Source organism: Jeotgalicoccus saudimassiliensis (assembly GCF_000756715.1).
In the GTDB taxonomy this organism is placed as follows: domain Bacteria; phylum Bacillota; class Bacilli; order Staphylococcales; family Salinicoccaceae; genus Jeotgalicoccus; species Jeotgalicoccus saudimassiliensis.
In genome coordinates, this window is record NZ_CCSE01000001.1 from 1,363,723 (window position 1) to 1,386,214 (window position 22,492).

General features: G+C 42.4%; 21 protein-coding genes. 7 read left to right on the top strand and 14 right to left on the bottom strand.

Annotated elements, in window-relative coordinates; all coding sequences use genetic code 11:
• Nucleotides 1–160: 160 nt before the first annotated feature.
• Nucleotides 161–1,150 (top strand): YeiH family protein, encoded by a 990-nt coding sequence (locus RZ44_RS06740; protein WP_035809783.1) that lies wholly within the window; start codon nt 161–163, stop codon nt 1,148–1,150.
• Between the two features lie 55 nt (nt 1,151–1,205).
• Here RZ44_RS06740 and RZ44_RS06745 read toward each other — a convergent pair whose 3' ends face one another.
• Together RZ44_RS06745 and RZ44_RS06750 are read right to left on the bottom strand one after the other, a co-directional pair.
• The gene (locus tag RZ44_RS06745) at nt 1,206–2,714 is read right to left on the bottom strand and encodes an SLC13 family permease (RefSeq protein ID WP_035809784.1); all 1,509 of its coding nucleotides are present in this window, start codon (nt 2,712–2,714) and stop codon (nt 1,206–1,208) included.
• 199 nt (nt 2,715–2,913) lie between these two features.
• Nucleotides 2,914–3,927: a PTS sugar transporter subunit IIC gene (locus tag RZ44_RS06750; RefSeq protein WP_035811623.1), complete on the bottom strand. Its 1,014-nt coding sequence runs from the start codon at nt 3,925–3,927 to the stop codon at nt 2,914–2,916.
• 194 nt (nt 3,928–4,121) lie between these two features.
• On the opposite strand from RZ44_RS06750, the gene RZ44_RS06755 reads away from it, so the two are divergent.
• Together RZ44_RS06755 and RZ44_RS06760 are read left to right on the top strand one after the other, a co-directional pair.
• Nucleotides 4,122–4,469 carry a hypothetical protein gene (locus RZ44_RS06755; RefSeq protein ID WP_081962368.1) on the top strand — a complete coding sequence of 116 codons (348 nt, stop codon included), beginning with the start codon at nt 4,122–4,124 and terminating at the stop codon, nt 4,467–4,469.
• A 102-nt stretch (nt 4,470–4,571) separates the two neighbouring features.
• Entirely contained in the window at nt 4,572–5,999 is a 1,428-nt protein-coding gene (locus RZ44_RS06760) for an aldehyde dehydrogenase family protein (RefSeq protein WP_035809787.1), read from the top strand.
• Between the two features lie 26 nt (nt 6,000–6,025).
• Here the strand turns inward: RZ44_RS06760 and RZ44_RS06765 are convergent, their stop codons facing one another.
• The 9 genes from RZ44_RS06765 to RZ44_RS06805 all read right to left on the bottom strand — a co-directional run bounded on the left by RZ44_RS06765 (nt 6,026) and on the right by RZ44_RS06805 (nt 13,657).
• Nucleotides 6,026–7,225, bottom strand: a complete 1,200-nt coding sequence (locus RZ44_RS06765; protein WP_035809788.1) for an MFS transporter — start codon at nt 7,223–7,225, stop codon at nt 6,026–6,028.
• A gap of 21 nt (nt 7,226–7,246) precedes the next feature.
• On the bottom strand, nt 7,247–7,762 hold the full coding sequence (locus tag RZ44_RS06770) for a GNAT family N-acetyltransferase (RefSeq protein ID WP_035811625.1): 516 nt from the start codon (nt 7,760–7,762) through the stop codon (nt 7,247–7,249).
• Nucleotides 7,763–7,868: 106 nt separating this feature from the next.
• Entirely contained in the window at nt 7,869–8,303 is a 435-nt protein-coding gene (locus tag RZ44_RS06775; protein ID WP_035809789.1) for a MarR family winged helix-turn-helix transcriptional regulator, read from the bottom strand.
• 71 nt (nt 8,304–8,374) lie between these two features.
• Nucleotides 8,375–9,103: a PepSY domain-containing protein gene (locus RZ44_RS06780; RefSeq protein ID WP_035809790.1), complete on the bottom strand. Its 729-nt coding sequence runs from the start codon at nt 9,101–9,103 to the stop codon at nt 8,375–8,377.
• On the bottom strand, nt 9,087–10,460 hold the full coding sequence (locus RZ44_RS06785; protein WP_035809791.1) for a sensor histidine kinase: 1,374 nt from the start codon (nt 10,458–10,460) through the stop codon (nt 9,087–9,089). Before RZ44_RS06785 ends, RZ44_RS06780 begins: the two co-directional genes overlap by 17 nt.
• A 3-nt stretch (nt 10,461–10,463) precedes the next feature.
• Nucleotides 10,464–11,138: a response regulator transcription factor gene (locus RZ44_RS06790; RefSeq protein ID WP_035809793.1), complete on the bottom strand. Its 675-nt coding sequence runs from the start codon at nt 11,136–11,138 to the stop codon at nt 10,464–10,466.
• A 104-nt stretch (nt 11,139–11,242) separates the two neighbouring features.
• On the bottom strand, nt 11,243–11,815 hold the full coding sequence (locus tag RZ44_RS06795) for a PepSY domain-containing protein (protein ID WP_035809794.1): 573 nt from the start codon (nt 11,813–11,815) through the stop codon (nt 11,243–11,245).
• A gap of 129 nt (nt 11,816–11,944) precedes the next feature.
• Nucleotides 11,945–12,718 carry a DNA alkylation repair protein gene (locus tag RZ44_RS06800; protein ID WP_035809795.1) on the bottom strand — a complete coding sequence of 258 codons (774 nt, stop codon included), beginning with the start codon at nt 12,716–12,718 and terminating at the stop codon, nt 11,945–11,947.
• Nucleotides 12,719–12,787: 69 nt separating this feature from the next.
• Nucleotides 12,788–13,657: a DegV family protein gene (locus RZ44_RS06805; RefSeq protein ID WP_035809796.1), complete on the bottom strand. Its 870-nt coding sequence runs from the start codon at nt 13,655–13,657 to the stop codon at nt 12,788–12,790.
• A 209-nt stretch (nt 13,658–13,866) separates the two neighbouring features.
• Here RZ44_RS06805 and RZ44_RS06810 point away from each other — a divergent pair, with 209 nt between their 5' ends.
• The 3 genes from RZ44_RS06810 to RZ44_RS06820 all read left to right on the top strand — a co-directional run bounded on the left by RZ44_RS06810 (nt 13,867) and on the right by RZ44_RS06820 (nt 18,552).
• Nucleotides 13,867–15,402 (top strand): AbgT family transporter, encoded by a 1,536-nt coding sequence (locus tag RZ44_RS06810; protein WP_035809797.1) that lies wholly within the window; start codon nt 13,867–13,869, stop codon nt 15,400–15,402.
• 23 nt (nt 15,403–15,425) lie between these two features.
• On the top strand, nt 15,426–16,694 hold the full coding sequence (locus RZ44_RS06815; protein WP_035809798.1) for an amidohydrolase: 1,269 nt from the start codon (nt 15,426–15,428) through the stop codon (nt 16,692–16,694).
• A 229-nt stretch (nt 16,695–16,923) separates the two neighbouring features.
• Complete coding sequence (locus tag RZ44_RS06820; RefSeq protein WP_035809800.1) at nt 16,924–18,552, top strand: BCCT family transporter; 1,629 nt, start codon at nt 16,924–16,926, stop codon at nt 18,550–18,552.
• 51 nt (nt 18,553–18,603) lie between these two features.
• On the opposite strand, the gene RZ44_RS06825 is transcribed toward RZ44_RS06820, so the two are convergent.
• From RZ44_RS06825 to RZ44_RS06835, 3 genes are all read right to left on the bottom strand, one after another.
• Nucleotides 18,604–19,710: an alanine racemase gene (locus RZ44_RS06825; RefSeq protein ID WP_035809801.1), complete on the bottom strand. Its 1,107-nt coding sequence runs from the start codon at nt 19,708–19,710 to the stop codon at nt 18,604–18,606.
• A gap of 24 nt (nt 19,711–19,734) precedes the next feature.
• Nucleotides 19,735–20,112, bottom strand: coding sequence for a RidA family protein (locus RZ44_RS06830; protein WP_035809802.1), 378 nt, complete (start codon nt 20,110–20,112; stop codon nt 19,735–19,737).
• A gap of 79 nt (nt 20,113–20,191) precedes the next feature.
• On the bottom strand, nt 20,192–21,109 hold the full coding sequence (locus tag RZ44_RS06835; protein ID WP_035811627.1) for a cation diffusion facilitator family transporter: 918 nt from the start codon (nt 21,107–21,109) through the stop codon (nt 20,192–20,194).
• A 100-nt stretch (nt 21,110–21,209) separates the two neighbouring features.
• Here RZ44_RS06835 and RZ44_RS06840 point away from each other — a divergent pair, with 100 nt between their 5' ends.
• Nucleotides 21,210–22,391, top strand: a complete 1,182-nt coding sequence (locus RZ44_RS06840; RefSeq protein ID WP_035809803.1) for an MFS transporter — start codon at nt 21,210–21,212, stop codon at nt 22,389–22,391.
• The last annotated feature ends 101 nt before the right edge of the window (nt 22,392–22,492 follow it).

Here is a 22,492-nt window from a genome sequence, read left to right on the forward strand (position 1 = left end):
TCCCCTTTCAAAATTTTTACTTTCTTACCAGTTATCTTACCATAATATCGCTTACAATAATGTGAAAATTCATTTTACATTGAGTATTTAGTGTTATAAGTTTTTCACAATTCCCCATAACCTCATTAAATGCTAAGATTAATTAAACGAGGTGCACATTATGACAAATAAATATTTAAACAGACCATTTATTTCAGGTATTCTTTTCACATTAATTATTGCGCTGCTCAGTATACTGCTTACCATGCTCCCAGTCTTATCGAGTGTCGGTGCTCTGGCGGTCGCACTCCTTATCGGCGTCATCTACAGACAGACTCTCGGCTATCCTGAACCACTGCGGACAGGCATTACCTTTTCTGCAAAAAAACTGCTGCGTTTCGCCATTGTACTTTACGGTTTCAAGCTTAACCTGCAGCTTATTTTAAACGACGGATGGGTAATGATTTTACTGGGTACCGGCGTGATTCTTTTCAGTTTCGCGATGATGCATTTATTAAACAAGTACTTTAAAACAAATTCATCTATTATGTTTTTAATGGCGGCAGGTACCGGAATTTGCGGTGCTGCGGCAATTTCTGCAGTCAGTTCAATTACTAAAGCCAAAGAAGAAGATACTGCGATCAGCATCGGGCTAATTTCCGTTGTCGGCACAGTGTTCGCGCTGAGCTATACTTTTATCGGCCCGCTGTTTGGCATGAATGATGTTACATACGGTATATGGAGCGGTTTAAGTCTTCATGAAATCGCACAGGTGGTGCTGGCCGGGGGCAGTGCCGGTGATGACGGCATGGCGATGGCACTTCTTGCAAAACTGAGCAGGGTATTCTTATTAATTCCGGTCAGTTTCATGATTATGTACTTCGTTTCCCGTAAACAGGACAGAAAAGCAGAAGGTAAAGTCGATGTTCCATACTTCCTGTTTTTCTTCGTACTTGTTGCGGTAATCAATACATTCATAACGATTCCTGCCGGCTTGAGCAGCGCCATCGATCAGCTCACCACACTCTTAATGGTGATGGCGATGGTCGGACTGGGCTTGAGCGTCCCGCTTCAATCCATCAGGGAAAAAGCATTGAAACCTCTTTATGCTCTTGTAATCACATCTGTATTATTATCGATTATTACATTTTATATTGCCGCAGTTATTTAAATACAAAAAGGACAGCTGAAAACAGCTGTCCTTTTTTCTTCCCAATCTATAAAATTTACAGTAAGCCGAGCCACTGCCAGTACGTTGCCGACATAATAATAATCAGTATATAACCGCCGACTGTCAGGAAAATACCCGATTTCAGAAGATCGTTTACAGTAAATGTTCCTGTACCGTAAGCAAGCATATTCTGCGGTGCACTTACAGGCAGCAGGAATCCAAAACAGATTACAAATTGCTGCACGAGTACGAATCCAAGTGATGAATCACCCATATTCAGTGTCGTTGTCAGCGCGATAAATACCGGAATTAATGCTGATGCGAGCGATGTCGCACTCGCAAACCCGAGGTGAATCAGAATGTTAAAGACCGACACGAGTGCAATAACTCCAACGAGCGGGAATGCATCGAGCCCCATAGCACCAAATGTCACATCCGACAGCCATTGTGCTGCACCTGTTCTCAGGAGTACTGTTCCGAGTGAAATACCGATTGCGAACACGATGATCGTTCCCCAGTTAATCGTGCCTTCAACTTCTTTCCATGTGAACACACCAACTTTAGGCGCTAACATTACTGCCAGTGCAATTAATGTGATTGATGATGAATCAAACGGATGCAGAATGCCTTCCGTCGCCCAGAATAAAAGCAATAGTGTTGCAATTGAAATTAAACGCCATTCCACAGCTTTAATTGGCCCGAGTTCCGCGAGTTCGTTATCAATCAATTCGCGTCCGCCGCTGATTTCATCAGTTTCCGATTTAAAGAAACGTGTCATCACAAAGTACAGCAGGATACTCATAATAATTGAGAACGGCGCTGCGTAGATAAACCATTGAATCCACGATACGTCTTCTCCCATTGCCTCATTAATAAATCCTACAGCGACGAGATTTTGTGCTGCTGCAGTTTTAATACCGACGTTCCAAATAGATACTGCCTGAACCGCAGTAATAATTAACAGTGTTGCAAGACGGCTGTCTCTCGACATACCGAATGCCGCCACCATACCGATCAGGATTGGAATGACAGCTCCTGCTCTTGCTGTTGCCGAAGGTACAAAAAACGCCAGTAAAATTGACACGAGGATTGTTCCAAGTACAATCATGTTTGTTTTATTACCGACGATACGGAGAACATAAAGTGCAAGACGTTTGTGCAGATTGGTAATCTGCATCGCACTTGCAAGGAATAATGCCGCTGCAACTAATGCCAGTGCAGAACTTGAGAACCCTGCGAATGCCAGTGATAATGCATTCTTCGTTCCGAATTGATCTGTACCTTCCGGTACACCGAGTGCTGTTCCAATTTCATTCCCCGGTACCGGAGAAAGTCCGAGCAGGACAATAAGCAGACCGACAATCATTACTGCAGACACCGGATACTTAACTGCCTCCGTGACCCACATAATTACTGCAAATGCCAATACTGACAATGCTCTTAAGCCGACAACACTGAGTGCATCAGGCGCCGGTAAAAAGTTAATAATAATTAAAACGATAAAAGCTGTAATAATCCAGAGCGGTTTATAACCTTTTGCCTCTGGTTCTTTTTTGTCTGTCATTGTGACAGTCACTCCTTTTATAATATCTGTATATACATTCTCAATATAACACCATTTACCCTTTAATACTTTAGTTCGATAAATCTGTCACAATACTTTCAAATTCTGTATAAAAATTTGCATTGAGTGAATATAATATTGCGAATTTTTCAAACACGAAAAAGCACAGGGCGCCTGCCCTGTGCTTGTTTTTTTACAGCTAGTCCTTAAGTACATCACTGTTATAAATTTTAGTGTTTCTGAATACATATGAACCAAGTATTGCTGCACCAAGTGAAATTGCGGCACAAATCGCGGCATACATAACTACCTGTCCTGCCGGGTTATAACCGAACATTACCAGAAGGCCCGGTACCGGTGCTGCCGTACCCGGTGCATCATTGACCATACCGGACATTGCGATAACCATCCCGGACAATCCGCCCCCGACAAAGTTTGTAACATACATCGGCAGAGGGTTTGCGGTAATGAGATCCGCTTTCGATAATGGTTCAATTGCTACAGATATAATCGATTTTAAGTCACCGATTTTAAGTTTATAAAATAGCCATGCACTTGCCGGTGAAGATGCAAATGCAGATAATGCCGCAACTGCCATCGGTATACCTGTTAAACCGAGAAGTGCCGTTAATGCCATTGAACTTAACGGTGAAATACCTACTACTGTCACGATTCCGCCGAGCATTAAGCCCATCAGCAGCGGACTGGTATCCGTAGCAGTTTGAATAATTGTTCCAATTTCAAGCAGCGAATTATCAATCATGGGTGTAATCATGAGACCCATCAGTCTGATGACAGGCAGCGCAATCAGGATAACGACGATAAAGTCCAGTCCTTTCGGAATGACACGCTGCAGCCACAGCACACCAAATGAAACAATGTATGCTGCAAATAACCCCGGGATAAGACCCATGTCCCCGAAACCTGCCGCTAATATTGCAGAGTTAACAGGATTAACTTTCATAGCAAGACATACAAGCATTACTACGATCGTTCCATCCAGCGCCCCTGCAACTGATCCCGCCGTCTGGAAAAATTCTATGTTGAAAAGGTCTCCTATGACAAATGTGTTCAGTGCTTCTACTAAATATGTAGCAATTGCAGCACCTGCGAAGGCGCCCATCACTTTTGAACCGTACGGTGCAAAGTGTGTAAATAATGTAAAGAATACTAAAATAAGTAACAGCAGACCAATTCCTATCAGCTCGTCAATTGTCAAAACCCCCAAATTTTTATCTATAATGGATAATATGAAAAGCCTTTCATGAAGATACAATGCAATTAAGTTACCACACCAGATTTTTTTAGTCAATTTTAAATTCCGGTATTTTATGTTTAACACTGTGATAAAATGGGGAAAACATTAATAATTACGCAGTTTTTAAATATTTTTCAGGAGGCGGCATAATGTTAAAATATCTTGTGAATTTATACGTGGGATCGAAAGTGATTGAAGGCGGTCTCGATAAAATTAAAGCCGACGGAAACATGGGTGAGGAATTCGAGTCGGAATTTAATGTGAACGATGATCAGATGAAAGTTGCAGGTTACTTTGAAGCAGTCGGTTCAATCTTCCTGTTTCTGTCATTCTTAGGCAAAACGTTTACCCGAATAGGGACATTTATGATTAATGCAGTACTCGGTGTGGCAATTTTAAAACACCTGAAAGCAGGACACGGTTATGAAGGCAGTAAAAATGCGCTCCAGCTGTTCGGCCTGAACACGCTGAGCTTCCTTGAAACATTCCGTAAATAATCAGTGAACCTGAAGAAGCAGTCTTCAGGTTTTTTCTTACGTCCTTTTGTATCAGAAAACGGCTGTAAGAATAAATATACGTATACTCTGGAGGGACTCAATTTGGTTAACTATAATAAACAATTTATAAACGGTGAATGGGTAAACAGCACGAGCAGTGAAACTATAGATGTAATTAATCCGACGACAGAGGAAGTATTCGCCACTGTTGCCGACGGTAATGCAGAAGATGTCGATAAAGCGGTCAAAGCGGCTCATAATGTCTATCTGGACTTCCGACGGACTCCTGTTAAGGAGCGGAAAGAAATGCTCGAACGCATTGCAGATGAATATGAGAAACGTAAAGATGATTTGATTGATACTATTACAAATGAACTGGGTTCTCCGCTGTCCGTATCGGAAAATGCACATTATACAGCGGGATTAAACCACTTCCGAACTGCCGCAGAAACTTTGGATTCATTTGAATTTGAAGAACAGCGCGATGATGCGCTGATTGTCAAAGAGAGTATCGGTGTTGCAGGGTTAATTACACCGTGGAACTTCCCGACAAACCAGACAGCACTGAAAATTTCAGCTGCATTCGCTGCGGGGTCTCCGGTCGTATTAAAACCAAGCGAAGAAACACCGGTAACGGCATGTATTCTGGCAGAGATTTTCGAAGCAGCAGGTGTGCCGAAAGGATACTTCAACCTCGTTAACGGCGACGGTGAAAATGTCGGTGTACCGTTAAGCGAACACCCGGATGTCCGCATGATGTCATTTACAGGGTCTGGCCGTGCCGGTCAAAGCATTATGGAAAAATCAGCAGCAGACTTTAAAAAAGTTGCACTTGAACTTGGCGGTAAATCGCCATTTATCGTACTCGATGATGCAGACCTCGATGAGGCTGCTGCCTCTGCTGTAAACAGAGTTGTCAGAAATACAGGTCAGGTGTGTACTGCCGGTACACGCACGCTGATTCCCGCGGAACTAAAAGATGAATTCATTCAAAAACTGAAAGAAGCAATCAGCAAAGTGAAAGTCGGCAACCCGAGGGAAGACGGTATCGAAGTCGGTCCGCTGATCAGCAAAACACAATTCGACAGAGTACAGAGCTATATAGAACAAGGGCAGGCAGAAGGCGCAACACTGTATCACGGGGGCACCGGAAAACCGGACGGTCTTGACACAGGCTACTTCGTCAAACCGACCATCTTTACCGATGTGGACAACAGCATGACAATTGCCCGGGAAGAAATTTTTGGTCCTGTGATGAGCGTTATCACTTATGAAGATCTTGAAGATGCCATCCGCATTGCCAATGATACTGTTTACGGCCTTGCAGGTTACGTAGTCGGTAAAGATAAGGAAAAACTTCAGCACGTGGCACGTTCAATCGAAGCAGGTACGATTATTATTAACGACTGCGGTGGTCCAAACACGCTGCCGTTCGGCGGTTATAAACAATCAGGTATCGGCCGCGAATGGGGAGACTACGGACTCGAAGAATTTCTCGAAGTAAAATCAATTAAAGGATATTTCGCATAAAATAAAACGCCCTTCGGGGCGTTTTTTTATTTGAAATGCCATATTCTTCTCTTCAGTAAATATAAGAACATCATAAACAATGTTAAACATAATACGAGGAATCCGATATTTAACATGGACACACCAATCCATCCGCCCTGCATCCAGAACACTCCTGCCAGCGTACCGCCGACACTTGAACCCGTGTAATAGAAAAACAGGTACAGTGATGAGGCCTGTGCTTTATTGCTGTGTGCAATATTGCCCACCCACCCGCTCGTCAGTGAATGCGCGATAAAGAAACCGAATGTAAACAGAACAAGCCCTGCGACAATCATCCATACCGACGGCAGCAGTACGATAATAAGTCCTGATATCCCTGTAATAATACCTGCATAAAGCATTGTTACCTTACCATATCTGTACACGAGACTGCCTGAAAACATCGAACTCAATACACCGACGAGAAATATAAGATATACCCAGCTGACAATCGTCTGGCTGATATTATAATCTTCTATCAGTACGAATGACACATAGTTGTATAAAGAGACGTTCGTCCCGAGCAGCAGGAAGCCCATGACAAACAATATAATTAAGAGTGGATTTTTCAAATGTTCCGTCAGTGACTTCAGCAGTTCTTTAACATTAAAATCCTGTTTTACGAAATGCCTCGACGGCGATAATGCGTACCAGAAAATAAGCGTTGCAATCAGACTGACAATACCGACCCCGATGAGTCCGTTCTGCCATCCCCACAATCCGGCAGCCACCCCTGAAAACACACGTCCGAATACTGCTCCGAGTGCATTTCCACTTATATACAGTCCCATCGCTCCGGGAAGGCTCCTCGGATGAATCTCTTCACCGAGATACGCCATCGCAATGGACGGCAAACCGGCAAGTGCTACACCCTGCAGTGCCCGCATTGCAATCAGTGTACCGTAAGTCGGACTGAATGCAGTAAGTATACAAAGTATCGACGCCGACAGCATCGATACGAGCATTATATTTTTCCTTCCGACCGCTTCTGAAATTGAACCGAACACCAGCATGCTGACTGCGAGCGTGAAGGTCGTCACCGACAGCGATAAACTCGCAGCAGTCGGTGTCACTCCGTAAAAGGCAGTTAAGTCAGGTAAGATCGGCTGCACTACATAAAGAATCGCAAATGTATTAAATCCTGCGGCGAAAAAAGCAAGTGCTGTCTGTCTGTAACTTTTAGTTCCCCGTTCTATAAAATCCATTTCCATCCCCCAGTTAAAATCTTAATCAGATTTATATACAGTCTGATCCAGCCATGCTTTTACCTCTTTGAGAATGCTGTTATCCAATAGTTTTGGATAAGTCATTAATACGAGCTGCACCTGTTCATGTCCTTCGTTAATAACCGGCTGCGGATAGCTGAAGCCGGACAGATGATATCCATTTCTTTCATAAAATTTTACACGGCGTACCTGTATGTCATCTTCCGGCGGTTCCACTTCCAGTACTACAGGTTTACTGCTCCTTGCATTGTATTCTTTCAGTATTTTTGAACCGAGACCCCGGGAACGGTATTTATCATTAACTGCAAGATGCTCGACAAAGCGGTATTTCTCATTTTCCCACTCTGCTATGAATGCCAGTATTTCACCATTTTTCTGCAGTACATATACATTATACCCCGGCTCATCAAGCAGCTTCTGCTGACCTTTAAAATTTCTTATTTCCGCCGGTGGAAATGATTCGTCTATCAACGCATACAGCTGTTCAAAATCGCTCTTTTCCAATCGCTCCAGCATAATTACACTTTCTTTCTTTTTAATATTATTCTTACTATAGAACAGTTTGAAATATAAAAAAAGCAGTACACATCTGTGCACTGCTTAATAAACCCCATATTTTTTGTTAGCTGTTGTGCGCACTCGCGCTAATTTTTTTAAGCATTTCCCTGAAAGCACTCAGCTCTTCGTCACTTAATGCGGTAAACAACCCGGCAAGAAGTTCGCTGTGAGGCGGGAAAATCTTTGCAATCAGACTTTCTCCTTCTTCGGTCAATGCTGCTTTCATACTGCGTCTGTCATTCTCATCACGTTTCCGGATAATATAGCCTTTCTGCTGTAATTTATCCAGTATATAAGTCGTACTTGAATTTGCAATCAATATCCGTTCCTGAATGCGGTTAATCGGCTGGGGGCCTTTGTTAAACAAAAGCTCCATAACTGCAAACTCGCTAATATTCAGTCCATACTGCTGTGCATCGTTCTTTACTACTTTTTCCAAAATATCATTTGTTCTTTTAATACCGACAAATGCTTTCAGACTTTCTTCCATTCTCGTCATGATATTACTCCTCAGGGGCTTGAAATCCATAAAATTATATAACGTATATCGTACAGTGTCAATGTATCCGCCTAGTCTTCGAAGTAATCATCGTCGTATTCGATGTATCTCCCGTCATACATACTTGCATATGTTGTCGCTTCGTAGACCAGCTGCTCAATGTTTGAATAGTCGTCATCGATTTCCAGCCAGATGACTTTGTTGACCTGTCCGGTTATACCGTTAATATCAATCAGTGCTCCTTCATCTTCACCGTTCACAAGCTGCAGTATATAATATTCACGCGTCTCGCCGTTGCCGCTCCATGTCGAGTAAACATTCACTCCCCCGACTTCAGATGCAGCGATTTCTACAGCATCTTCAACTGTCAGCTTCGTATTTCCCTCCGGTTTTTCGGGTTCTTTATCTTGTTCAGCCTGCTGTTCTTCCTGCTTCTTTTTCTCCTGTTCGGCTGCTGCTTTTTTCTCTTTTTCAGCCTGCTCATCTTCTTTTGTATCATCAGCAGGTTTTTTGGTTTCTTTATGCTCTGCGACAGTTTTTATACCGTCGACACTGGAATCTTCACGATCTACAGTAATGCTGTGCGTCGCTGATTTCCCTTTTAAATTGATAATGAAATAACGATCATCATCCGAGAGTGATACTGATTCCACAGAACCGCCGTAACGTTCTGTTACGACAGCACGTGCTTCATCTTCTGATATATAATCCTGCTGATTGAACGTGACCCATGATACACCGACAACTATTCCGGCGATGAGTCCTGCGAGCGCGATCAGAAACTTACTCCGCTTCGCCATTGTCAGCCTCCTTTTTAATTATTAATGTGAATGTCGTTCCTTCATCCACTTTACTGCTGACAGATATTTTAATATCGTTATTGTCCGCCAGCTGTTTTGCTATTGATAAACCGAGACCGGAACCGCCCGTTTTTCTCGTACGGGCTTTATCCACACGATAAAAGCGGGTGAATATATCTCCTAAATCCTCTTCCGGTATTCCAATACCGTAATCCGTAATTTTAATCAGGACCGCGTGAGCCGTTTCATCCACTGCCACATCTATATCATCGCTGCTGTACTTGTGGGCGTTGTCGAGAAAAATACGCAGCAGCTGCTCAAATGCCGGAGGATGCACATAAATGTGCGGATTCCGACCGGATGCATCGATATTAATATTCCGCTTAAATACTTTTTCAAGACGATATACAACACTCTCAATCAGCTTCACGACAGGAATGTACTCCATTTCCCCGCCTGTATCGCTATGCGTTACTTTCGTAAAACTGAGAAACTGTTCTGTCAGATATTTCATCCGTGTCGTTTCTTCTGATATCGCCGTTATTCCTTCATCCAGCAGATCTTCACGCGTTTTACCGAAGCGCTCCAGCATCCGTGCATATGAACTGATTACCGTCAGAGGCGTTTTTAATTCATGGGAGGCATTCATAATAAATGCCTGCTGGTTATCATCGTGCACTTTTAACGTCAGCATCATATCGTTGTATGCACCCGTGAGCATTTTCAGCTCATACGCATCTGATTTATTGTCAGGCAGTGTTTTGTAGCGCCGTATGTTTTCTTTATCATTCATTCTCTCCACAAGACTCTTAATCGGGCTGGTAATCAGATTTGTAATGATCTGATTCAGCACAAACACAAGAGTCAGAAGCACGAGAGTTGAAATGATTAATATCCATTTTAATAAATTGTATGTCTCGTACAGGAAGTTCACATTCTCGTAAATCTGAAGACTGTGGACATTGCCGTCCTGCCAAATAACAGGCAGGGACACCATAACAAAATGTTCATCGTTCAGTGTGACATTATCCGTAAACTTCGATGTCCGGTAAGGCTTCGATAATTCGAGATAGCTTTCATCAGTCGCGATTCTGACGATATGGTTTTCATCTTCACCTATCATCGTTATATAACCGTCCGACAGCGAAAAATACTGGAGCACGGTTTCACCGCTGATACCGCTCTCTGTTGCTTTTTGAATTTCTGTAATTATATTGTTGCCGCGGTTTTCAAGCTGTCCCGCTTCCGCTTCCAGCGAATAATGTTTATAGGCAAAGTAAATTAAACAATTGGTCAGCATAACAGCAATGGCAATCATTACTGTCGTGTACAGCTGTATTTTTGTTCCAAGTTTCATAATTTAATCCTTAATAATATAACCAATGCCGCGAACACTGGAGATTAGTGATGGTTTGTCTGTATCCAGTTTCTTACGTATATAGCGCACGTAGACATCCACCGTATTCGTATCGCCGAAATAGTCATATCCCCACACTGCATCAATAATCTGATCGCGGGACAGCGCCTGATTTTTGTTATTGATAAGATAAAGAAGCACATCGTATTCTTTTTGTGTTAAGTACACCGCTTCACCGTTACTGTAAACTTCCCTTGCAAGCGGTCTGATTTCGAGGTGGCGGTGTTCTATCACTTCCGATTTCACTTCGCTTTTTTCAGCAGATTTCAGGTGCACGCGGATTCTTGCGAGCAGCTCTTCAACTTCAAACGGCTTCGTCATGTAATCATTGGCACCTGAGTCGAGTCCGCTGACTTTGTCCATCACAGCATCTCTTGCTGTCAGCATAATTATTTTAATGCCGGCGTCTTTCTGTCTGATTCTCCTGAGCACTTCCAGTCCGTTCAGTTCAGGAATCATCACATCCAGCAGAATCAGTGAATAGCCGCCGGTCTCATATTTCTCAAGTGCCTCTTTGCCTGTATACGCAATATCTGTTTCATATTCTTCAAATTCCAGTTCAAGCTGAATCACACGTGCAATTTTTTCATCGTCTTCGACGATCAGTATTTTCTCCATGATATCGCCTCACAATATAAGTTGTTATTGTAATTATATCATGCAGTACACTTTAAACTGTTTTTAAGCATGATAAAAACAACGCCCCTCGGGGGCGTCTGTCACTAGTCATCAATCTCAGTTACATCACCTGTTTTCGCATTGATTGTTACTTCGAATTCGCCGATTTCAAATTCGTATTTAAAATCATCTACATCATAATCCCATTCATCTGCTTCGCCTTCAGCAGCTGCCTCTGCCGCTTCTTTCGCTGCGGTCAGAGAAATGATTTTGTCATTCTGCGCTGCTTCAAGACGCTTGAATCCGCGTTCATCGTTTTCGTTATCATTTTCTTCGTCAATAACAGTCAGATCATCTGCGTTCAGCTTCACTTCGTATTCATTTGTACTGTTTTCGAACTTAACTTCGTAGTAATATACACCGTCGTCTTCTTCGTAGCTGATACCTTCTAAAATACCATCGAAGTTCTCATGAGCAATTTCGATTGCTTCAGCAGACTTATTATCTTTAAATGCATCTTTGAGTGCAATATTGTCTACCGGGTCAGTGTCTCCGCTCCCGGCTGCTGCTTCAGTTTCCCATTCCATATCATCTGCACTTGCGTTCGCTCCACATGCACCCAATACTAACGCTGATGCCAGTACACCGCCGAATAAAATGTTTTTGCTTAATTTCATTTCAGTCATCCTCCATTTATATTGCCGCCCGATTTGTGCGGTTTGTTTTATTTGTTACTTAAAGTATATCCACACCGGACTAATGGACAGTTAATCAATAGTTAAAGGATGATTAAAAAATGAAATATATTATTTTAACGTTTCAAGCAGTTCAAGCGCATCGCTGTGTTCTTGTTTCTTAAGTGTTCTGAGCGCTCTTTTTACGATAAACAAAGATGTTTCATTAATATTCTCATTTAAAAATGAAACGACTTCTTCTGGATAGTACTTCGATATATCATTCAGATGGTTTGCGACTGACTTTTCCACATATCTCGACGGATCATTAAGAAAAGGCTGCAGCAGTCTGAAGTTCTCACAGACATCGTTTCTTAAAAAATCCAGCTTTTTTGCCCACGGCAGCCGCGGTCTCGTTCCTTCTGTTACAAGTCTTCTTAAATGTGCATTATCACTCTGTCCCCATCTTTTAAAAACCTTTTCCACTTTATCGTAATCATTTTCTATAAACGGACGGATGGCGAACTCCGCAGTATCCCGTTTCGTTACTTCTTCTATCGCTTTCATCGACTGTTCAAAATCCTCACGTCCATATACTTCTATAAACTTTGCAATCGCTCTGTAGTAATGTGTTTTTTCAAAAGGAAAATAAAATTGTTCATTTTCCTGACCAAGCACGGCAGTCAGAATCGCAGTCGCCTCAACATAGTCATCCGGTAAATATTGTTTAAGCTTCCCTGCAAATACGGCGATACGTTCAGACATACGCCTGCCTTCGATTTCAATTGCTGCATCATCGATAAAGCTTTCACTGTCAAAATCTGGATATACTTCACTGATGTCCGAAGCATAACGCTTTGCCAGCTCTTTATCGAAGTAGTCCTTTCTCAACTTCTTCCTGTTCATATTTCCACCTCATTTTTTTAGTATAAAAAAGAGCTCCTATCTGTATAGGAGCTCCGCTTAAGTTAATGCTTATATATATGGCAAAATGCCGAGGCCCTTGCTTCCGGGACCACCGTGTACGCCAAGTGCAGGCGTTAAATAACCGACGCGGCAGCTGATGCCGGGGTACATATTTTCAAATCTTTTTTTAATCTGATATGCTTCTTCGGCAATATCACCGTGGGCAATAGCAATTTTAATTTTCCCGTTGAATTTGTCCATCGCTTCTTCAATCAGCTTTTCCCATAACTTAATGACACGGCTGTTCGTACGCACTTTGTCAAAAGGTTTCACATTGCCGTCATCAGCGAAGTAAACGACCGGTTTAATTTTGAACAGGCTGCCGATAAACGCACTGCCCGCTCCCAGTCTGCCGCCTTTAACAAGGTAATTTAAATCGTCCACCACCAGATAGATCTGAGTATCTTCAACAAGCTTTTCAATCCTGCTGACAGTATCCGGAACCGGCACACCTTTTTCAATCTGCTCAATTGTCTGTTCAAGAAGGTGTTCTATTATGAACGAAGTACCGTTCGTATCTATAAGTGAATAGTCTATTTTGCCGTCTTCTTTATATTCATTAAGCACCATATCGGCACTCTGATATGTTCCACTGATACCTTTTCCGATATGCAGGGCAATAATCGTATCGAACCCTCTGGAAATGATGTCTTCGACCACTTCATAATATTCGCCAACCTGCGGCTGCGATGATTTCGGAATGTCTTTTTCCGTTGCGAGACGCTGATAAAATGATTTAAGCTGTGCGTCATCCGTTGTATCTTTAAATACCGATCCGTCTTTGAACGTTACAGATAAATGCACCTGAAATACATCTGAACGTCCTGCCAGTTCATCTGACAAGCTCGCAGTACTGTCAACGATATATGCAATCTTCATGTCCTGCCTCCTACTGTTTGCCGTTTTTCTTTATATACAGTTAAGTATAATAAAAATGCTTCTATAAGTATATTAAAATCATTTGGTCATTTATATGAAGAAATCGATTATAGACAATTAACTGAAATTTATGTAAACTCTTTGTATCTGTTATTACATATATACGGATAACAGGGTAAATAAAGAAATTATTTTTGGGAGGGTTTTCATTGACAGATAAAACAGGGAAGAAAAGTTTTTTTCAAAGGTTTCTGGACGCTGTAGAACGTGTCGGAAACAAGCTTCCGGATCCATTCGCATTATTTCTCGGGCTTGCATTTTTAATCATTGTAATTTCATGGATTGCCAGCCTGTTTGACGCTTCGGTTATACACCCGGGTAACGGGGAAACATTACCGATTAACAGTTTACTTTCAGGTGCAGGTCTGCAGTTTATACTGACATCCATGCTCGATAACTTCACAGGATTTGCTCCGCTCGGACTCGTTCTGTCGATGATGCTCGGTATTGGACTGGCCGAAAAAGTCGGACTTCTCGACTATGCCATCCGTAAGACCATTTTAAAATCGCCGCCATTTCTCGTTACATATACAGTAGTGTTCGTCGGTATTTTGGGTAACCTTGCATCGGACGCTGCTGCGGTAATTATCCCGCCGCTTGGTGCTCTCGTATTCTACAAGCTCGGCAGACATCCGCTTGCCGGTCTTGCTGCAGGTTTCGCCGGTGCAGGTGCAGGGTTTACTGCCAACCTGTTTATTGCCGGAACTGATGTACTCTTATCTGGTATCTCTACAGAAGCAGCACGTTTAATTGACGATACGATTGTTATTACGCCGGTAGATAACTGGTACTTCAACATTGTATCGACATTTATGCTGACAATTATCGGTGGACTGATTACTTCACGCTTTATCGAACCCCGCCTTGGTAAATATAAAGGCGAGAGTCTTGAAGAAGATGATGCAGAAGAACTGCCAAATGCGAAAAAAGGGCTTATCGCTGCAATTATTACCGGTGCATTGTACTGGGTTGTTATCGTCGGAGTTATTCTTATGCCGGACAGCCCGCTTGCAAATGAAGACGGCGGTATTATACCGTCACCGTTTATCGACGGTATCGTACCGATTATACTTATTTTCTTTGTATTAATTGGTCTCGCATTCGGTATTACAACAGGGAAAATCAAGACGACAAAAGATGCGACTCATTATATGACTGAATCTATTAAAGATATGGCCGGTTATATCGTACTCGTATTCGCAATTGCACAGTTTATCGCGTACTTTAACTGGACTAACCTTGGAACATGGCTCGCGGTAAATGGTGCCGAATTCCTTGAATCAGTTGAATTTACAGGTCTCGGCCTTATTATCGGCTACGTATTGTTCACAGCAGCCCTTAACTTCCTGATTACATCCGGTTCGGCAAAATGGGCAATTGAAGCACCGATTTTCGTACCGATGTTTATGCAGCTCGGATATGATCCGGCCTTTACACAGGCTGCTTACCGTATCGCCGACTCATCAATTAATATTGTTACACCGTTGTTCCCGTATATGGTTATTATTCTTGCATTCATGAAACGTTACGATAAAAATGCAAGTATTGGTACGTACATGTCAATCATGCTGCCGTACTCATTAGTATTCCTGCTGGCATGGATTATTCTTCTCGGAATATTCTACTTCACAGGATTACCGCTTGGACCTGGAGCTTCAGTATTCCTGGAAGACAGAGTTCAGTAAATTCACCATGGAGATGATTTAAAGTGTCATTACATTCACAGCTGATAAACTGGCGCAGAGACTTTCATCAGCATCCCGAACTTGGTTTTCTTGAAATGCGCACATCAACGATAGTTGCAGATACTCTCGAAAAACTCGGCTACGATATTAAAATCGGCCTGGAAGTGATGCATCCTGATTTCACTATGGGCAAACCGTCACCGGAAGAAACAGCAGCACATTACGAATGGGCAAAGAACAACGGTGCGGTACTGAAATATTTGGATAAAGTCTCAGAAGGCTATACAGGTATTGCCGCTACGTTAAGAACCGGTATTGACGGTCCGACCGTCGTTTACCGCGTTGATATGGATGCACTGCCTATCTATGAATCAGAGTCTCCGGATCATTTTCCGCTGCAGCAGGGCTTCCGTTCAGTGAATAACGAGATGCATGCATGCGGCCATGATGTTCACACATCTATTGGTCTTGGTCTTGCCTCACTTCTGATGGAAAATAAAGAAAAGTTAAAAGGGACTGTTAAAATTCTTTTCCAGCCAGCAGAAGAAGGTACCCGCGGAGCACGTTCAATGGTTGAAGCAGGTGCGGTCGACGATGCTGATTACTTTATTGCGTCGCATATCGGCACAGGCGTACCGTTCAATCATTTTCTCGGTTCCAACAACGGTTTCCTTGCGACGACTAAGCTCGATGTCACATTTAAAGGCATATCGTCGCATGCCGGCGGTCAGCCTGAAGAGGGTAAAAACGCGATGCTCGCGGCAGCAAACGCGGTGATTAATTTAAATGCAATTCCGCGCCATTCCGGCGGGGCCACACGTATTAACGTCGGTGAACTTCACGCAGGAAGCGGACGCAACGTTATCGCAGACCGCGCATCTTTAAAAATTGAAACAAGAGGCACGACCAGCGAGCTGAATGATTATATGAAACAGTATGCCGAATCGATTATTAAAGGCGCTGCCGGTATGTTTCAAGTCGATTATCATATTGAAACAGTCGGTGAAGGAAAGAGCGCTGAAGGTTCAACTGAACTTGCAACTGTACTTGTCGAATCAGCCGAAAGTGAACAGCTCGTTACACAGCTGGAAGAAAACAAGCCGAGCGGCAGTGAAGATGCTACATTTTTCATTAATCGCGTACAGGAGCAGGGCGGTCAGGCAACATATTGTGTTTTCGGGACAGATCTTGCTGCAGGACATCACAATGAGGCATTTGATGTTAATGAAGACAGCATGATGCCGGCAGTACAGACTTTATTCAATTCTGCTGTGCTTCTCACTAATAAATAATCGAATACAAAAAGGTAAAATCATTTGATAAGCTCTCCCTAAAGCAGAAACTTAAAAAAAGCAAACTGTTTTAGGGGGAACTTTTTTTGTTTAAATCTTCTTTATACGGCTATGTATAAAGTATTATCTGTCTGCACAGCAGTTCGTTGTGCAATTTCCCAGGTTGAAGTCCTGCACATAGATTGTTATCATTTATCCGTTGTGTCAAAAATTTAAAAGGAGTGATGTAATGACAAATCATTCGACATCGTCTGAGAAGTCAAATAAAATTTCTTATGTTTTCATATTCGCTGCATTAGCTATAGGAATACTCGTTATTATAGGAGCTATATTTCCAGATCAATTTGGTGATATCTCCAGCAGTATATCCGGATGGGTAACAGAATATTTCGGATGGTACTATATGATACTGGTCACCGCTATCGTACTCTTCTGTATCTTCCTGGTATTCAGTCCCATTGGTAAACTGAAACTCGGACAGCCGGACGATGTTCCGGAATTTAACACTGTATCATGGATCACAATGCTGTTCAGTGCCGGGATGGGTATCGGTCTTGTGTTCTACGGTGCTGGGGAGCCTATGGCTCACTTTATGTCACCGCCGACAGCTGACGCGGGTACTACAGCGGCTCTGACTGAAGCTATGGAATCAACATTTCTGCACTATGGTATTCATGCATGGGCAATATACGGTATCGTAGGTTTATCCCTTGCATACTCAAGTTTCAGAAAAGGTGAAGTTGGTCTTTTATCCAAGTCACTTCGTCCGTTATTTGGAAATCTTGTCGACGGCTGGCTTGGAATTCTTGTTGACGTACTTGCAGTATTCGCAACGGTTATCGGGGTTGCAGTATCTCTTGGTATCGGTGCAATGCAGATTAACGGCGGATTGAACTACTTATTTGATATTCCTGTGAGTCTGGTAACTCAGGGAATTATCATTGCCGTTGTAACAGTTCTGTTCCTGTACAGTGCATGGAGCGGTCTGAGCAAAGGTATCCAGTATTTAAGTAACATAAACATGGTCTTGGCTGCAATTCTGTTTGCTGTCATTATTATAGTCGGCCCGACTATGCTCATCTTAAATTTGATGACTACAGGTACAGGCGGCTACTTAAGCTCTATCGTCTTTAACAGCTTTGATGTTGCACCGCTGAATCCGCAAAAAGAAGAATGGCTGAGTTCATGGACGATTTATTACTGGGGCTGGTGGATGAGCTGGAGCCCGTTCGTCGGAATATTTATTGCCCGTGTTTCTAAAGGCCGTACAATCCGTGAATTTATAATTGCAGTATTACTTGTACCGACTGTAATCGGAATTATCTGGTTCAGTGTGTTCGGTATTACAGGTATTTCCACTGCAATGGACAAGCCGGAAATATTTAATATGGCGACAGAAGTACAGCTGTTTGCAGTCTTTGATCAGCTGCCGATGGGTGCAATTATGTCAATTCTCGCTATATTAATAGTCAGTATATTCTTTATTACATCTGCCGACTCGGCAACTTTTGTACTCGGTATGCAGTCGTCTCACGGTAATTTAACACCGTCAGGTAAAACGAAAATTACATGGGGAATTTCACTGTCTGCAATTGCATTCACACTTCTTGCAGCAGGCGGGGAAACAGGGTTAAACGCCTTACAGTCCGCTGCGATTATCGCTGCGCTGCCATTCAGTTTCATCATTATAGCAATGATGATTGCATTTTATAAAGATGCAAACAATGAACGTAAATATTTAGGTCTTTCAATCACTCCTGACCGGGAGCGTATGAAGAACTACAAAGAAAGCACTCTTGAAGAGTATCAGGAAGACCTTGAAGCATATGCTGATGAGGATAAACCGAAAGGGATTTAATTCTCTAAACAAAAATGTCCCGGTGATTAAATCACCGGGACATTTTTGTATTTATTGAAGTTTGCCCTGAGCGGCAATTTCAATTTCTTTAACGACTTCCCCGTCGTTAACAATATACGCTTTATGGTAAAGATTAGATACGGGACAAATATGATTTGGAATAATACTTATTTTATCACCAATATTTACATTATTGCTGAATTCCCGATTGTAAATAATTGCGTGTTCATCAAATACACCGTGAATATGAACACCCTCAAATTCTTTTATTTTCCCAAAGCCTTCTGTCGTTGTCAAACCTTTGCTTCTTGACTGCGCTGTCAGCCCTTTGGCACCGACATCCGTAATTACACGTTCTGCTGTAGGCTTGCTGATCACCGTCGTCAGGACGCTCGCTGCTGAGTGCGCATATGAATCAATTGCGTTCGACTGTGAGCCGTCCATTAGAATATATGTTCCCGGACGGATTTCTGTGATGCCTTCAGGAATATCGAAACCGAACATAAACGGCGGTGTGGAACCGATACTGATTGTTTCAACTTCGAAGTCCATGTCTCTCGCAACATTTGCGAAATGCAGTGTGCGTGTCGTTGCCGTCATAAATAAATCAAGGCAGTCATCTTTGTCGACCGCTTTGTACGTATGCCCGTCGTGTGAGAAAATTCCTTTCAGTTCAACGTTTTTAGAAGCGCGGATGCTGTTTAACAATAGCTTATAGTCGACCTCTTCGATAATACCCGAGCGTTCTTCTCCTACTTCGATTTCAATAAGTACCTGAGCTTTTTTATCAGCGCCTTGAAATACTTCATCAATTTCTTCTATGTGATGAACGCTGTCTACACCAAATGAAATATTAATCTGTTCAGCAAGTTTTTTAATTCTTTCAAGTTTTTGTTTTCCGACAATCTGATTGGCGATGAAAATATCGTCCAGTCCGTAAATTGCCATGATTTCCGCTTCTCCGACTTTAGCGACAGTAATACCTTCAGCACCATTTCGTACCTGTTCCATCGCCAGATGAGGCATTTTATGTGTTTTCGTGTGCGGACGCAGCTTAACATTTTGTTCTTTTGCGTAATTACTCATATATTTAATGTTTTTATTCAGTACAGTTTCATCAATTAGTAATGCTGGTGTATCTATTTCTTTGTAGTTCATTATTCTGTCCCCTTATAACTATGATTATTTTACAGCTGCAACAGCTTCGATTTCAACCAGACAGCCGTAGTGCAGTTCTTTTGTCGGCACGACTGCTCGTGCAGGTTTGTGAGTTCCGAAATATTTGCTGTATTCATCGTTAATAACATCCCAGTTATCGACGTCAGACGTGTATAATCTGACCATTATCACATCTTCTTTAGTCAGACCTGCTTCGTTTAATACCAGTTCCATATTGGATAGTGCTCGTTTTGTTTCTTCAGCGATACCGCCTTTAACTATTTTACCGGTCTCAAAATCCAAAGATAACTGTCCGGAAATATAGAGAGTATCGTTATGTATCATCCCGGGTACATAATGTCCTTTGCTGTTACGTGAATATTTAGTATGCACTTCTTCCACAACACCATCTCCTTTATTTTTGTCTTAAATTCATAATACCAAAAATGCCCCGGACATTGCTGTCCGGGGCATTCAACAGTCAGCTGCAGAGAATATCATCATCGTGGTTATGATGTTTGCATTCCACCTGAACAGTAACATGATCAATATGTTCCTCTTTCATCTCTGCTTCTATACTCTGAATAATTCTCTGTGTTTCATGGACATTTAAAGTACCATTTACGACTACATGAACACTCAGTGCATTCATCCCGCTTGAAATACTCCAGACATGAAGATGGTGAGCGTCTTCAATACCATCCAGTCCGTTAATTTTGCTGAGCACAGTATCCACATCAATATTTTCCGGAACACCTTCCATCAGTATATTCAATGACTGCCGGGTTATTCTGAAACCGCTGATTGCAATCAGTACAGCAACGATGACGCTCGCGAGCGGGTCCATAAATCCCCAGCCGACAATCATAATGGATAACGCAGCGATAATTGCGGCGACTGAACCCAGCAGATCACCGAGAACATGCAGCAGCGCACCTTTCATATTTAAATTATCGTGAGTGTCTCCCGACATTAAAATTTTTGCGACAATTACATTTACGATGAGACCGAGGACAGCGATAATCAGCATTCCCGTCGTTGCCACTTCCGGCGGATTCACAAACCTTCCTGCAGCTTCGATAATAATAAATACTGCAATAATAATCAGTGTGACTCCATTAAATACGGCAGCCAGAATTTCAAATCTTCTGTAGCCAAACGTCCGTGACGAATCCGCTGCTTTCTCACCCATTTTAAATGCGGCAAGTGCAACAGCGAGAGATACTGCATCACTGAACATGTGACCTGCGTCTGACAGGAGAGCGAGACTGTTTGTCAGCACTCCGCCGATGACTTCAACAATCATAAATGATGCGATTAATATTAAACTTATTGTGAGTGCTTTTTTATTTGCACCTTGAGTATGGTCGTGGTGATGCTCATGATTATGCTCTCCCAAAATTTCCACCTCAATCTGTCTAATTTTTGCTATTCTTTCTCCGTTTTCAAGTGTAGTATATACCTTAACATATGCAAAAATGTAAGAAGGTGCAGTTATCATGAAGAAAAAATATCAACTCTATTTATTATATAGCAGTGTTTTCCTTGTTTTTCTAGGAATAAGTCTTGTCATACCGGTTCTGCCGTCAATTATGAATGAACTGGATATCAGCGGTGCCGAAGTCGGCTACTTAACCGCTGCCTTTGCTTTTACACAGCTTATTTTCTCACCATTCACAGGACGTGCTGCAGATAAGTTCGGCCGTAAAATTGCTATCGTTATCGGCCTGTTTATTTTCGCATTTTCCGAATTGTTATTTGGTCTCGGTAAAACCATCGAGGTATTGTTTGTTTCCCGTATGCTCGGCGGACTGGCCGGGGCATTTATTATGCCGGCGGTTACTGCATTTATCGTCGATATAACAACCGTCAGAAACCGTGCACGATCTCTCGGTTATATGACTGCTGCAATTAACTTTGGATTCATTATCGGGCCCGGAATCGGCGGTGTGCTGGCTGAAGTTTCAACACGCTTGCCGTTCTTCGTTGCAGCAGTGCTCGGTTTAATCAGTGCATTGTTATCAGTGTTTATGCTGGAAGAGCCGAAGAATCTTAAAGAAGTTGCCGCAGATAAAACAGAAGTCACAACGAGTAATTTCAAAAAAGTATTTACACCAATATTCTTCATTGCTTTTCTCGTTATATTTGTCTCATCATTCGGTCTTGCAGCATTTGAATCATTCTTCAGTCTGTACTTCGACCGCAAACTCGGATTTACACCGACAGATATTGCCATTGCTATTGCAGGCGGTGCAATCATCGGTACATTCGCACAGATTGTACTGTTTGAGCCGCTGACCCGACGCTATGGCGAACTGAATATTATAAGGGTTTCGATTATATATACAGCCGTTCTCGTTTTCGCTATGACTTTCCTCGAATCATACTGGGGTGTCATGGCTGTGGCGTTTGTGATTTTTATCGGTTTTGATCTGATAAGACCTGCGGTCACAACATTCCTGTCGCATATCGCTGAAGATAACCAGGGCTTTGCAGGAGGGATGAACTCGTTCTTTACGTCACTTGCAAATGTTATTGGTCCTGTTATCGCAGGTATACTGTTCGATATGAATCTGGACTATCCGTACTACTTCAGTGCAATCATTCTTGTTATCGGATTTCTTATTACCGTATTTTTCTGGCGCGATCCGCGGACGGGGCAACGTCATTCGAAAGTCTGAATTACGCCTCACAGCGACGTTTCAGCATGCCAAACACTTTTATTTTCATTGCGGCTTGTGTAATAATGTTTAATGGAATGAAAATATAAAAATATTTTTCG